10 protein-coding genes are annotated in these 13,527 nt (G+C 72.2%); 6 read left to right on the forward strand and 4 right to left on the reverse strand.

Features of this window, described 5'->3' with window-relative positions:
- The first annotated feature begins 63 nt into the window (after nt 1–63).
- Nucleotides 64–897 (forward strand): carbohydrate-binding protein, encoded by an 834-nt coding sequence (locus tag BX285_RS15855; RefSeq protein ID WP_220783911.1) that lies wholly within the window; start codon nt 64–66, stop codon nt 895–897.
- Between the two features lie 219 nt (nt 898–1,116).
- Nucleotides 1,117–2,346 (forward strand): cysteine--1-D-myo-inosityl 2-amino-2-deoxy-alpha-D-glucopyranoside ligase, encoded by a 1,230-nt coding sequence (mshC, locus tag BX285_RS15860; RefSeq protein ID WP_097238576.1) that lies wholly within the window; start codon nt 1,117–1,119, stop codon nt 2,344–2,346.
- A 96-nt stretch (nt 2,347–2,442) separates the two neighbouring features.
- On the opposite strand, the gene BX285_RS15865 is transcribed toward mshC, so the two are convergent.
- Entirely contained in the window at nt 2,443–3,396 is a 954-nt protein-coding gene (locus BX285_RS15865; RefSeq protein ID WP_097238577.1) for a PAC2 family protein, read from the reverse strand.
- 354 nt (nt 3,397–3,750) lie between these two features.
- Between BX285_RS15865 and BX285_RS15870 the strand changes: the two genes are divergently transcribed.
- The gene (locus BX285_RS15870) at nt 3,751–4,272 is read left to right on the forward strand and encodes an SRPBCC domain-containing protein (protein ID WP_121175480.1); all 522 of its coding nucleotides are present in this window, start codon (nt 3,751–3,753) and stop codon (nt 4,270–4,272) included.
- Between the two features lie 3 nt (nt 4,273–4,275).
- On the opposite strand, the gene BX285_RS15875 is transcribed toward BX285_RS15870, so the two are convergent.
- Entirely contained in the window at nt 4,276–5,370 is a 1,095-nt protein-coding gene (locus BX285_RS15875) for a glycosyl hydrolase family 18 protein (RefSeq protein WP_121175481.1), read from the reverse strand.
- A gap of 143 nt (nt 5,371–5,513) precedes the next feature.
- On the opposite strand from BX285_RS15875, the gene metH reads away from it, so the two are divergent.
- From metH to BX285_RS15890, 3 genes are all read left to right on the forward strand, one after another.
- Nucleotides 5,514–9,026, forward strand: coding sequence for a methionine synthase (gene metH, locus BX285_RS15880; protein WP_097238579.1), 3,513 nt, complete (start codon nt 5,514–5,516; stop codon nt 9,024–9,026).
- 142 nt (nt 9,027–9,168) lie between these two features.
- Nucleotides 9,169–9,873: an HAD family phosphatase gene (locus BX285_RS15885; protein WP_097238580.1), complete on the forward strand. Its 705-nt coding sequence runs from the start codon at nt 9,169–9,171 to the stop codon at nt 9,871–9,873.
- Nucleotides 9,874–10,120: 247 nt separating this feature from the next.
- Nucleotides 10,121–11,719: an ABC transporter substrate-binding protein gene (locus BX285_RS15890; RefSeq protein WP_179852921.1), complete on the forward strand. Its 1,599-nt coding sequence runs from the start codon at nt 10,121–10,123 to the stop codon at nt 11,717–11,719.
- Nucleotides 11,720–11,852: 133 nt separating this feature from the next.
- Here BX285_RS15890 and BX285_RS15895 read toward each other — a convergent pair whose 3' ends face one another.
- Complete coding sequence (locus BX285_RS15895; protein WP_049650980.1) at nt 11,853–12,524, reverse strand: response regulator transcription factor; 672 nt, start codon at nt 12,522–12,524, stop codon at nt 11,853–11,855.
- Nucleotides 12,525–13,448 carry a RecB family exonuclease gene (locus BX285_RS15900; protein ID WP_121175482.1) on the reverse strand — a complete coding sequence of 308 codons (924 nt, stop codon included), beginning with the start codon at nt 13,446–13,448 and terminating at the stop codon, nt 12,525–12,527.
- Between the last annotated feature and the right edge of the window lie 79 nt (nt 13,449–13,527).

The following is a 13,527-nucleotide window of genomic DNA, read 5'->3' on the forward strand; positions in this document are numbered from 1 at the left end:
CCCACCATGGCAAGGGCCGCCCCTCCGCCCTTCGCTTCCCGCCTCACGAGAAGGAGACGGCGCATGCCCATGCCCGACCGCATGATCAGTCGCAAGACCGTACTGAAGGCCGCCGCCGCGCTCGGGGCCGCCCCGCTGCTGATCGGCGGCGGGGTCGCCCTGGCTCGCGACCAGGTCGGCACCGGCCGGGCGCCGGAGCTCACCCCCGAGTGCCACGACGGCGACGACCCCACGATCGAACAGACCGAGGGCCCCTATTTCAAGCCCGACTCCCCGCTGCGCAGCTCCATGGTCGGCGACGGCCCGGGCACCCGGCTGGCCGTCATCGGCTACGTCTTCGGCCGCGCCTGCCGGCCCGTCCCCGGCGTGCTGCTGGACTTCTGGCAGGCCGACGACGACGGCGCCTACGACAACGTCGGCTACACCTTCCGCGGCCACCAGTTCACCGACGCGGGCGGTGCGTTCAGGCTGGACACCATCGTGCCCGGCCTCTACCCCGGCCGTACCCGGCACCTCCACGTCAAGCTCCAGGCCCCCGGCCGCCCGATCGTCACCACCCAGCTGTACTTCCCGGGCGAGCCGCGCAACAGCACGGACTCCATCTACGACGCCCGGCTGCTGATGAACGTGCGGCAGAACGGCCCGATCCGCGAGGGCAGCTACGACTTCGTGCTGGACGTGCCGCAGACCCCCGGCACCCCGAGCCCGACGCCCACGCCGACCCCGACCTCCACGCCCACCCGGCCGCCGAGCGGCAGTTGGACCCCGGGCACCGCCTACCGCGCGGGCGACCGCGTCACCTACTCCGGCGTCTCCTACGTCTGCCTCCAGGCGCACACCGCCATGGTCGGCTGGGAGCCGCCGAACGTACCGGCCCTCTGGCAGCAGCGGTCGTAGCGGCTCCGGCCGCCTCCCGGAGAGCCGGGCGCCCGGTCGGCAGCAGGGCCGACCGGGCGCTCACCGCTGCCCGGAATCCGGACCGATCTCCGTGCGGCGAAGGTGCATCGAAAGGTCCAATACCAGTCGGGAAGCGGTCAGGCAACGACAGGAAGCGAATCCAGTCGATCTTGCTTACTGGTTAGGCTTTCAAATGTTCGCAAGGTTAAAGTTGTTTCCATGCATGCCTGGCCCGCCTCCGAGGTTCCCGCCCTGCCTGGTCAGGGGCTCCCTCTCCGTATCCACGACACCGCAGCGGGCACGGTCCGCGAGGTGGTGCCGCAGGACGGCACCGCCCGGATCTACGTCTGCGGCATCACCCCCTACGACGCGACCCACATGGGCCACGCCGCCACCTACAACGCGTTCGACCTGGTCCAGCGCGTCTGGAAGGACGCCGGCCACGACGTCCTGTACATCCAGAACGTCACCGACGTCGACGACCCGCTGCTGCAGCGCGCCGTCGAGACCGGCCAGGACTGGACGGCCCTCGCCGAGCGCGAGACGGCCCTGTTCCGCGAGGACATGACCGCCCTGCGGCTGCTCCCGCCGGCCCACTACATCGGCGCCGTCGAGTCGATCCCGTGGATCGTCCCGATCGTCCAGAAGCTGCTGGCCTCCGGCGCGGCCTACCGGGTGGACGGCGACATCTACTTCTCGGTCGACGCGGACCCGCACTTCGGCGAGGTCTCCGGCCTCACCCGCGAGGCCATGCGCCCCGTCTTCGCCGAGCGCGGCGGCGACCCGGACCGCCCGGGCAAGCGCAACCCGCTGGACGCCCTGCTCTGGCTGGCCGCCCGCCCGGGCGAGCCTGCCTGGGACACCGAGCTCGGCCACGGCCGCCCCGGCTGGCACATCGAGTGCGTCGCCATCGCGCTGCAGTACCTCGGCATGTCCTTCGATATCCAGGGCGGCGGCAGCGACCTCTCCTTCCCGCACCACGAGATGGGCGCCGCGCACGCCCAGGTCGCCACCGGCACCCACCCGTACGCCAAGGCGTACGTGCACGCCGGCATGGTCGCCCTGGACGGCCACAAGATGTCCAAGTCCCGCGGCAACCTGGTCTTCGTCTCGGCGCTGCGCCGCGACGGCGTCGACCCGGCGGCGATCCGCCTGGCGCTGCTCTCGCACCACTACCGCGCCGACTGGGAGTGGACCAAGAGCGTCCTGGACGAGGCCGTCGAGCGACTCGCCCGCTGGCGCGCCGCGGTCTCCCGGCCGGACGGCCCCGCGGCCGAGCAGCTGCTCGCCGAGGTCCGTACGGCGCTCGCGAACGACCTGGACGCGCCCGCCGCGCTGGCCGCCGTCGACCGCTGGGTGGAGCGGCAGGAGACCGAGGGCGGCACCGACATCGGCGCGCCCGGCCTGGTGACCCGCACCGTGGACGCCCTGCTCGGCGTCGCGCTGTAGCTCCCCAGGACGGCTGCAGGTCCCTCAGCCGCAACGCCGAAGGGGCGTCAGGACACCGGTCCTGACGCCCCTTCGGCGTTGCTGGGGCCGAGGCGGCTACTCCTCCTCGGCGCCGTCCGGGCTCTCCCGGCCCGGGCCCGGCGGCTCCGGCTCGGCCGGCCGCTCCGCGGTGGCGTGCCCGGCGACCGGCTTCTCGCCGGTCGGCCCGACGTTCTCCCGGCGGCGCAGGTAGCGCTCGAACTCGCGGGCGATGGCGTCCCCCGAGGCCTCCGGCAGCTCCGCGGTGTCCTGCGCCTCCTCCAGCTGCTGGACGTACTCGGCGACCTCGCTGTCCTCGGCGGCCAGCTGGTCCACGCCCAGCTGCCAGGCCCGGGCGTCCTCGCCGAGCTCGCCCGGCGGGATGCGCAGGTCCAGCAGGTCCTCCAGCTTGTTGATCAGGGCCAGCGTGGCCTTCGGGTTCGGCGGCTGCGAGACGTAGTGCGGCACCGCCGCCCAGAGCGTCACGGCCGGGACCCCGGCGTGCGTGCAGGCCTCCTGGAGCACGCCGACGATGCCGGTCGGGCCCTCGTAGCGGCTCTCCTCCAGGTCCAGCCGGCGGGCCAGGTCGGGGTCGGAGGTGACACCGCTGACCGGCACCGGGCGGCTGTGCGGGGTGTCGCCGAGCAGCGCGCCCAGGATCACCACCAGCTCGACGCCCAGCTCGTGCGCGAAGCCCAGCAGCTCGTTGCAGAACGAACGCCAGCGCATGCTCGGCTCGATGCCGCGCACCAGCACGACGTCCCTGGTCGTCGGCTCGGTGACCCGGATCACCGAGAGCCGGGTGGTCGGCCAGGTGATCCGGCGGATGCCGCCGTCCAGCCAGACCGTGGGCCGGTTGACCTGGAAGTCGTAGTAGTCCTCCGCGTCCAGGGCGGCGAACACCTTGCCGCCCCAGGTCTCGTCCAGGTGCGCCAGAGCCGCGGAGGCGGCGTCACCCGCGTCGTTCCAGCCCTCGAAGGCGCAGACCATGACCGGGTCGATCAACTCGGGAACATCTTCCAACTCGATCACCCAGCGTCTCCCTCCGGTCGGCGGTCGGACCGGCGCCGCCTCGGCCGGCTTGCCGGGCGCCGACGGGCCTGCTGCCGACTGTCGAACCTCTCGTCACCCATGGAACGCCTCGCCCCATGGTCCCTACCTGCCCAGCCTACGGGCTTTGATGCGCCCCGTGACCGGGCACCGGGACAGTCTGGGGGAGCCGGCCGTGCCGATCCAGCGGATATCGGGACGGCCCGGCCCGACGGGGCGTCAGCCCGCGGCCGGGGCCGGACCGCCTCCGCCCGGCGGCCCGGCCCGACCGCGTGCCGCCCAGGCGGGACGGCGCGATGATGAACGGGCGGGGGCCGGGCGGAAGGGGCCGGACCGATGAAGCGATGGCTGTGGATCGGCGCGGGCACGGGCGCCGTCGTGCTGGCCGGTGCCGCAGTGCTGGCGGCGGACCGGGCCGGGCGCCGGTTGCCGGTGGAGCACGTCACCGAGGGCGGCCTGGAGCTCGCCCAGTCGCCCGGCGCGGTCTGGGACGTGCTGACCGACATCGACCTCTACCCGGCCTGGCGCCCGGGCCTGACCCACGTCGAGCGGCTGCCCGCCGCGGCCGGCGGCCGGGAGCGCTGGCGCGAGTACGACCGGCACGGGCACACCACGTACGAGGTGGTGGCCAGCGAGGCCCCGCACCGCCTGGTCACCGGCATCGCCGACCCGGACCTGCCCTACGGCGGCACCTGGACGTACGTGCTGACCCCGGCCGGGCCGGGCTGCTCGCTGACCGTCACCGAGCGCGGCGAGGTGCGCCGGCCGCTGTACCGGGCCGTCTCGCACTACGTCGTCGGCGAGGACAGCACCATCCACCGCTACCTGGGCGCCCTGGCCCACCGGATGGCCGCCTGACGGCTACCGGACGTCGACCCAGCCGCTGCGGTAGTCCGCCCAGTTCCCGGGCGTCGAGGCGAAGTCCACGTACAGCGCGACGCCGAAGTTCGCCCGCCGCGGGTCCTCCCGGCCCAGGCCCAGCCGGACGCCGCGGACGGCCGCCGGGACGGTCTCGGCGTCGCCCCAGTGGCCCCACTTGTCGTCCCAGTAGAACGGCAGGCCGATCAGCAGGTCCACGTCGGCCGGGGTGGCCTGCAGGGCGAGCTCGGTCTGCTGGGCCACGTAGCCGCCGTACAGCGGAGCGGTCGGCATCGAGGTGTCGTAGGTCATCACCGCGACCTGGTCGACCCGGCGGGCGGTCGCGGAGAAGTACGCCCGGTCCCACCACTTGCCGTGGTCGGTGAGCAGGATGCCGGCCGTGTGCAGGCCGGGGACGGGGTCGATCTGCGGGGCGGCGACCGAGAGTTTGGCGCCGCGGGCCGCGGTGACCGGGCGGACCTGGTCGAGCAGGGCCAGCCAGCCGGCCGAACCCGGGCGGATCGGTTCCATGTCGAAGTGCACGCCGTCGAAGCCGAGGTCCAGCACCTGGCGGGCGGAGGCGGTGACCCGGTCCCGGGTCGGGGCGTCCTCCAGGTCCATGGCGTCCTTCTCCGGCTTGACCTCGTCGCCCAGCCAGCTCTGCACCCGCACGCCCGGCAGCTCCCGGTGGACGGTGTCGGCGAACCAGCGGGCCCGGGGGTGGACGGCGGGCGGCAGGGTGCCGTCGTGCTCCAGCGGGCCGGTGTGCACGTACAGGTCCCGGATGCCGGTGCCGGCCAGCTGGTGGACCAGCCCGGCCACGTCGGTCTCGGTCTTGCGGCCGTCCACCCAGGCGTGGCCGAGCCAGAGCGCGTCGCGGCCCCGGGTGCGGGCCTCGGCCGGGGGTTCACCCGTGTAGTGCAGTCGGATCGTGACGAACACCGAGCCGAGTGCGGTGGCGGGCACGGCCGCCGCCAGCACCAGGACCAGCAGGGTCCGTCGCCACCAGGACCAGCCTCGCCAGCGGTCGCGCAGCGCCCGGAACGGGACCGCCAGGGCCCCGCCGATCCGCCGCGCGCCGGTCCGGAATCGGGCCACGCGGTCGCTCCCCCCGTTCGGTCGAACGCTCAGGATACGGAATGGGCCCGCAGCCCGAGCCGTGGGCCGGATACCCTGGCCACGTGCGTGCCCGAGCAAGCGGGCGTGCAAAGCCGACAGCCGTCGCACCAGGGAGAAGCCCCATGGCCACTGCAGCCAGTCCGTCCGTCACTCCGCAGAGCCGCGCGAACGCGCTGCGTGAAGCGCTCGCCACCCGGGTGGTGGTGGCCGATGGTGCCATGGGCACCATGCTCCAGGCCCAGGACCCGACGCTGGAGGACTTCCAGAACCTCGAAGGCTGCAACGAGGTCCTCAACATCACCCGGCCCGACATCGTCCGCTCCGTCCACGAGGCCTACTTCGAGGTGGGCGTGGACTGCGTGGAGACCAACACCTTCGGCGCCAACTTCTCCGCGCTCGGCGAGTACGAGATCTCCGACCGCATCCACGAGCTGTCCGAGGCCGGCGCCCGGATCGCCCGCGAGGTGGCCGACGCCCACACCGCCGCGGACGGCCGCCTCCGCTGGGTGCTCGGCTCGATCGGCCCCGGCACCAAGCTGCCCACCCTCGGCCACGCGCCGTACGAGACGCTGCGCGACGGCTTCCAGCGCAACGCGGCCGGCCTGATCGCCGGCGGCGCCGACGCGCTGCTGGTCGAAACCAGCCAGGACCTGCTGCAGACCAAGGCCGCCATCCTCGGCTCCAAGCGCGCCCTGGCCGAGGCCGGGCTGGATCTGCCGGTGCTGGTCCAGGTGACGGTGGAGACCACCGGCACCATGCTGCTCGGCTCCGAGATCGGCGCCGCGCTCACCGCGCTGGAGCCGCTCGGCGTGGACTACATCGGCCTCAACTGCGCCACCGGCCCGGCCGAGATGAGCGAGCACCTGCGCTACCTGGCCAAGAACGCCCGGATCGGCCTGTCCTGCATGCCCAACGCGGGCCTGCCGGTGCTCGGCAAGGACGGCGCCCACTACCCGCTCACCCCGGCCGAACTGGCCGACGCGCACGACGTGTTCACCCGCGAGTACGGCCTCTCGCTGGTCGGCGGCTGCTGCGGCACCACGCCCGAGCACCTGCGCCAGGTGGTCGAGCGCGTCCAGGGCCGCGAGATCGCCCCGCGCACCCCGCAGCCCGAGCCCTCGGCGGCCTCGCTGTACCAGGCGGTGCCGTTCCGCCAGGACACCTCGTACCTGGCGATCGGCGAGCGCACCAACGCCAACGGCTCCAAGAAGTTCCGCGAGTCGATGCTGGCCGGCGACTGGCAGGCCTGTGTGGAGATCGCCCGCGACCAGATCCGGGACGGCTCCCACCTGCTGGACCTCTGCGTGGACTACGTCGGCCGCGACGGCGTCGCCGACATGAAGGAGATCGCCGGCCGCCTGGCCACCGCCTCCACCCTGCCGATCGTGCTGGACTCCACCGAGCCGGACGTGCTGCGGGCCGGCCTGGAGGCCCTGGGCGGCCGCGCGGTGCTCAACTCGGTCAACTACGAGGACGGCAACGCCCCCGACTCGCGCTTCGGGAAGATCGCCTCGCTGGCCCGCGAGCACGGCGCCGGCCTGATCGCGCTCACCATCGACGAGGAGGGCCAGGCCCGTACGGCCGACGCGAAGGTGGCGATCGCCGAGCGGCTGATCGCCGAGCTGACCGCCGACTACGGCATCGACGAGGGCTCGATCCTGGTCGACTGCCTCACCTTCACCCTGGCCACCGGCCAGGAGGAGTCCCGCCGGGACGGCATCGAGACCATCGAGGCGATCCGCGAGCTGAAGCGCCGGCACCCCGATGTGCAGACCACGCTCGGCCTGTCCAACATCTCCTTCGGCCTCAACCCGGCCGCCCGCGTGGTGCTCAACTCGGTCTTCCTGCACGAGTGCGTGGAGGCCGGCCTGGACTCCGCGATCGTGCACGCCTCCAAGATCCTGCCGATCTCCCGGATCCCCGAGGACCAGCGCGAGGTCGCCCTCGACCTGGTCTACGACCGCCGCCGGGACGGCTACGACCCGCTGCAGCGCCTGCTGGAGCTGTTCGCCAACGTCTCCTCGGCCTCGGTCAGGGCCTCCAAGGCCGAGGAGCTGGCCGCGCTCCCGCTGGAGGAGCGGCTGCAGCGCCGGATCATCGACGGCGAGCGCAACGGCCTGGAGGCCGACCTCGACGAGGCGCTGGCCGGGCGCCCGGCGCTGGAGATCGTCAACGAGACCCTGCTGGCCGGCATGAAGGTGGTCGGCGAGCTGTTCGGCTCCGGCCAGATGCAGCTGCCGTTCGTGCTGCAGTCCGCCGAGGTGATGAAGACCGCGGTGGCCCACCTGGAGCCGCACATGGAGAAGTCCGACGACGAGGGCAAGGGCACCATCGTGCTGGCCACCGTCAAGGGCGACGTCCACGACATCGGCAAGAACCTGGTCGACATCATCCTGTCCAACAACGGCTACAACGTCGTCAACCTGGGCATCAAGCAACCGGTCTCGGCGATCCTGGACGCCGCGCAGGAGCACAACGCGGACGTGATCGGCATGTCCGGGCTGCTGGTGAAGTCGACCGTGATCATGAAGGAGAACCTGGAGGAGCTCAACCAGCGCAAGCTGGCCGCGAGTTACCCGGTGATCCTGGGCGGCGCCGCGCTCACCCGGGCCTACGTCGAGCAGGACCTGCACGAGATCTACGAGGGCGAGGTCCGCTACGCCCGGGACGCCTTCGAGGGCCTGCGGCTGATGGACGCGCTGATCGCGGTCAAGCGCGGCGTGCCCGGCGCCGCCCTGCCGGAGCTGAAGCAGCGCCGGCACGCCCGGGTCGAGGTGGCGGAGCCGGAGCCGGAGGTCAACCTCGGCCAGATCCGCTCCGACGTCGCCGTCGACAACACCGTGCCCACCCCGCCGTTCTGGGGCGACCGGATCGTCAAGGGCATCCCGTTCGCCGACTACGCCTCCTGGCTGGACGAGGACGCACTGTTCAAGGGGCAGTGGGGCCTGAAGGCGGCGCGCAGCGGCGAGGGGCCGTCGTACGAGGAGCTGGTGGAGACCGAGGGCCGGCCGCGGCTGCGCGCCTGGCTGGACCGGCTGCAGACCGAGGGCTGGCTGGAGGCGGCCGTGGTCTACGGCTACTACCCGGCCAACTCCAAGGGCGACGACCTGATCGTCTTCCACGAGGACGGCACCGAGCGCACCCGTTTCACCTTCCCGCGCCAGCGCCGCGGGCGCCGGCTCTGCCTGGCCGACTTCTTCCGCCCCGAGGAGTCGGGCGTGCGGGACGTCGTCGGCCTGCAGGTGGTCACCATGGGCAACCGGATCTCGGAGGCGGCCAACGAGCTGTTCGCCGGGAACTCCTACCGCGACTACCTGGAGCTGCACGGCCTCTCGGTCCAACTGGCCGAGGCGCTGGCCGAGTTCTGGCACGCCCGGGTCCGCTACGAGCTGGGCTTCTCCGGCGAGGACCCGCAGGACGTCAAGGACATGTTCGCGCTCAAGTACCGGGGCGCCCGCTTCTCGCTCGGCTACGGGGCCTGCCCCGAGCTGGAGGACCGCGCCAAGATCGCCGAGCTGCTGAAGCCCGAGCGGATCGGCGTGGTGCTCTCCGAGGAGTTCCAGCTGCACCCGGAGCAGTCCACCGACGCGATCGTGATCCACCACCCGGAGGCGAAGTACTTCAACGCCCGGTAACGCCTCGGTCCCCCTCCGTTCGCTCTTTTCGGACGAAGCGGGCGTATCCTGGAGGATCCTGAACGGGCCGGTCCGCTCACCAGCGGGCCGGCCTGTGCCATCCCCGGGGGCTCCCCGGGGCCTGCCGGAAGGACGTCCGCCCATGACCACCAGCCCCACTGCCACCCGGGTCCTCGACCACGGTGACGACCGCGGTCTGCAGGCGGTCCTGCTGGACATGGACGGCACCCTGGTGGACACCGAGGACTTCTGGTGGCAGGCCGAGGTCTCGCTCTTCGCCGAGCTCGGCCACGAGCTGGACGAGGCGGACCGCGCGCACGTGGTCGGCGGCCCGATGACCCGGGTGATGGACTACCTGGTCGCCCGGACGGGCGTGGACATCGCACCGGCCGACCTGGGCGTCCTGGTCAACCAGCGCTTCGTGGACCTGTTGGCGGGCGGCGTGCCGCTCATGCCGGGCGCCGAACGCCTCCTCAACACCCTTGCCGCGCACGGGATCCCGGCGGCCATGGTGTCCGCCTCGCACCGGCACGTGATCGACATCGTGCTGCGCTCGCTGGGCGCCCACCACTTCGCCTTCACCATCGGCGGGGACGAGGTGCCGCGCACCAAGCCGTTCCCGGACCCGTACCTGGAGGCGGCCCGCCGGCTGGGCGCGGAGCCGGCCCGTTGCGTGGTGGTCGAGGACACCCCGACCGGGGTGAGCGCGGGCGAGGCGGCCGGCTGCCCGGTGATCGCGGTGCCCTCGGTGGCGGCGATCGAGCCGGCCCCCGGACGGCTGGTGCTGCCCTCGCTGGAGCAGGTCGACCTCGATCTGTTGCGCTCGCTGGTCGCCTCGCGGGTGTGACCCGCGGGTGACCGTCGAGTGTGATTGTCCTCTCATTGCGGACCGCCCCTACCGGCCGGTACGGGGCGTCAGGGGGCTCCGATCCGGGGGGATCGGGGGAGAAAAAGGGCATTGACCGACATCTCGTCGGTCGCGGCCGCGTTGCCCGTAACCACCGTGTCCCAAACGTCATCTGCGCGGGTATCGGTCGTGCGTGTTCGATATGGCACGCTACTCGGGTTTCGTGCCACCGATAAGGACGCGCCCCGTGAAGACTTCAGCTGAACGCCTCGCAGTACTCGGCTGTGCCGGTCTGGTCGCCGTGACGGTGGCCGGCTGCGGATCGGTGACCGACGCCGTCAAGGGGGACAGCGGCAAGTCGATCACCATGGGCACCGCCCAGCTGACCGGCACGCTGGACCCGGCGATGTCCTACGACTCCGGCTCCTGGCTGGTCATGCGCAACGCCTTCCAGTCGCTGCTCACCTTCCCGGCGGCCGCCAGCACGCCCACCCCGGACGCCGCGCAGTCCTGCGAGTTCACCAGCAGCGAGGCCACCGAGTACCACTGCACCCTGCGGCCCGGGCTGAAGTTCTCGAACGGCCACCCGCTGACCGCCGCGGACGTGGTCTTCTCGATCGAGCGCACCCGGAAGATCAACGACGAGAACGGCCCGGTCTCGCTGCTCTCCTCGATCAAGTCCGTCGAGGCCAAGGGCGACACCGAGGTGCTCTTCCACCTCACCGCGCCCGACGCCACCCTGCCGGCCAAGCTGGCCACCCCGGCCGGCGCCATCGTCGACCACCAGGTCTACCCGGCCGACAAGGCGCTGCCCAACGACAAGCAGATCGGCTCCGGCCCGTACCGCATCGACTCGGTCGAGACGTCGGGCAAGCAGCTGGGCAAGGTCGTCCTGTCGCCCAACGACAAGTACGGCGGCGACGCCAAGCTGCGCAACAACAAGTTCACCGTCCGGTACTTCGACAAGGCCGACGACCTGAAGGCCGCGCTGGACAAGGGCGACGTCGACCTCACCGACAACAGCCTGGAGCCGAACACCGCCGCCCAGATCCGCGCCGACCAGCAGGGCGGCAAGACCGACCTGCAGGTGACCGAGGGCGACAGCAACGACACCCGCTCGCTGGTCTTCAACACCAAGGACGCGGTCGGCGGCAACGTCGCCGTCCGCCAGGCCGCCGCGCAGCTGGTGGACCGCAAGGCGCTCGCCCGCGACGTCTTCGCCCGGACCGTCCAGCCGCTGTACGCGATGGTCCCGGCCGGCGTCACCGGCCACACCACCGCCTTCTTCGACCGCTACGGCGACCAGGACCTGGCCAAGGCCAAGAAGATCCTGACCGACGCCAAGGTCCAGACCCCGGTCAAGCTGAACCTCACCTGGTCCCGCTCGCGGGCCGGCAGCAACGAGGCCGACACGCTGAAGAAGCAGCTGGAGGCCGGCGGCCTCTTCCAGGTCACCGTCCAGCAGGAGCCGGACTGGGACGCGTACAAGAAGGGCTGGGCCGAGGGCAAGTACCAGGCGTACGTCATCGGTTGGTTCGCCGACTACCCGGACCCGGACAACTACATCGCCCCGCTGCTGGTCAACGGCGGTGCCTACCACCACGGTTGGGACGACCCGCGGATCAGCGGGAAGCTGGTGCCGGAGGGCCTCAAGCAGGCCGACCGCAGCGCCGCCTCGCCCGGCTACGCGCAGATCCAGCAGATCGAGGCCGAGAACGCGCCGCTGATCCCGCTGTACCAGAACAAGGCCTTCTACGCGGCGCGTTCGTACGTCACCGGCGTCGAGTCCACCGTCGACACCACCGGCTTCTTCCGCTTCTGGGAGATCAGCCGGAACAGCAAGTAGTACCGGCACGACGGCGGCCCGTCCGCTCCCTCGTCACCACGGGGGAGCGGACGGGCCGCCGTCACGTTTCTGCAGGCCGTTCACCGGCCGCTGCGGGCCGCCCTGGAGGGCTCCTGGGGGCCCGCAGGAGCCCCTACAGGGCCCCCGGGCGCACCAGCCCGCTCTCGTAGGCGTACACCGCGGCCTGCACCCGGTCACGCAGCTGGAGCTTGGTCAGCACGTGGCCGACGTGGGTCTTCACCGTGGTCTCGCTGACGAACAGCTCGGCCGCGATCTCTGCGTTCGACAGCCCGCGCGCCACCAGCTTCAGCACCTCCAGCTCGCGCTCGGTCAGCGCCCCCAGTGCCTGCGGCGGCGCCTCGTCGCCCGAGGGCAGCTTGGTGGCGTACATGTCCAGCAGCCGGCGGGTGATGCTCGGCGCCAGCATCGCCGCGCCGTCCGCGACCACCCGGATCGCCTGCACCAGCTCCTCGGCCGGCACGTCCTTCAGCAGGAAGCCGCTGGCACCCGCGCGCAGCGCCTCCACCACGTACTCGTCCAGGTCGAAGGTGGTCAGCACCAGCACCTTGGCCGGGCCGTCCCGCCCCGGGCCGGCGATCCGGCGGGTCGCCTCGACGCCGTCCATCCTGGGCATCCGGATGTCCATCAGCACCACGTCGGGCTGCAGCGCCCGCACCTGGTCCAGCGCCTGCTGACCGTCGCCGGCCTCACCGACCACCACCAGGTCGGACTCGGCCTCCAGGATCATCCGGAAACCGGTGCGCAGCAGCGGCTGGTCGTCGACCAGCAGCACTCGGATCGTCACCTAGGACACTCCTTGATCATCGGATCCCCCGTTGGGATCGTCTTCCTCCGACGTACGGGCCGGCGGCAGTGGCAGCGGCAGCGGGTACGGCGGCGGGGTGCCGCCGAACTCCGGGCAGCTGGCCTGGTGGTCGCACCAGTCGCAGAGGCGGTTGCGGGTGGCCGGGAAGTCCCCGGTGGCCACCGCGTGGCCGATCCGCTCCCACAGCGCCTGCAGCTTGCGCTCCACCGCGAGCAGGTCGGCCTCGTCCGGGTCGTAGCTGACCACGTCCCCGCCGCCGCCCAGGTACACCAGCTGGAGGCGCTTGGGGATCACGCCCTTCCAGCGCCACACCACCAGTGCGTAGAACTTCATCTGGAACATCGCCTTGCCCTCGAAGTCCCGCGAGGGCGCCCGGCCGGTCTTGTAGTCCACCAGCCGGACCTCGCCGGTCGGGGCGACGTCCACCCGGTCGATGTAGCCGCGCAGCAGCAGCCCCGAGTCCAGGGCCGTCTCCACGTACAGCTCCCGCTCCACCGGGTGCAGCCGGGTCGGGTCCTCCAGCCGGAACCACTGGCCGACCAGCTTCTCGGCGTCCGCCAGCCAGCGGGTCAGCGCCGCGCCGTCCGGGTCGTCCGGGAACAACGAGCCCAGCTCCGGCCGTTCTCCCAGCAGTCGCTCCCACTGGGGGCGCAGCAGGCCCAGCGCCCGCTCCGGCGTCCGCTCGGCCGCCGGGCTGTCGAACAGCCGCTCCAGCACCGCGTGCACCAGCGTGCCCCTGGTCGCCGCCGCGCTCGGCGGCTCGGGCAGCCGGTCGATCACCCGCAGCCGGTACAGCAGGGGGCAGGTGAGGAAGTCCCCCGCCCGGGACGGGGACAGGCCGGTCGGAGGCGCCGCCGGGCGCACCGGGGCCCCGGCGGTGCTGGTGGTGTCGGTCTGCTGCATGGCTACGACCCTATTGCCCTTCGCTGTCATCTGACTGCCACCGGGCTGCCACCGCGGCCCGCGCAATGGGTATGAAGGC

It is taken from the genome of Streptomyces sp. 1114.5 (assembly GCF_003635085.1).
GTDB lineage: Bacteria > Actinomycetota > Actinomycetes > Streptomycetales > Streptomycetaceae > Kitasatospora.

Excerpts from the sequence above, each read along its gene's own strand:
- BX285_RS15885 (WP_097238580.1), top strand. The coding sequence starts at position 9,169 with ATGACCACCAGCCCCACTGCCACCCGGGTCCTCGACCACGGTGACGAC.
- metH (WP_097238579.1), top strand. The coding sequence starts at position 5,514 with ATGGCCACTGCAGCCAGTCCGTCCGTCACTCCGCAGAGCCGCGCGAAC.
- BX285_RS15870 (WP_121175480.1), top strand. The coding sequence starts at position 3,751 with ATGAAGCGATGGCTGTGGATCGGCGCGGGCACGGGCGCCGTCGTGCTG.
- BX285_RS15900 (WP_121175482.1), bottom strand. The coding sequence starts at position 13,448 with ATGCAGCAGACCGACACCACCAGCACCGCCGGGGCCCCGGTGCGCCCG.
- BX285_RS15855 (WP_220783911.1), top strand. The coding sequence starts at position 64 with ATGCCCATGCCCGACCGCATGATCAGTCGCAAGACCGTACTGAAGGCC.
- mshC (WP_097238576.1), top strand. The coding sequence starts at position 1,117 with ATGCATGCCTGGCCCGCCTCCGAGGTTCCCGCCCTGCCTGGTCAGGGG.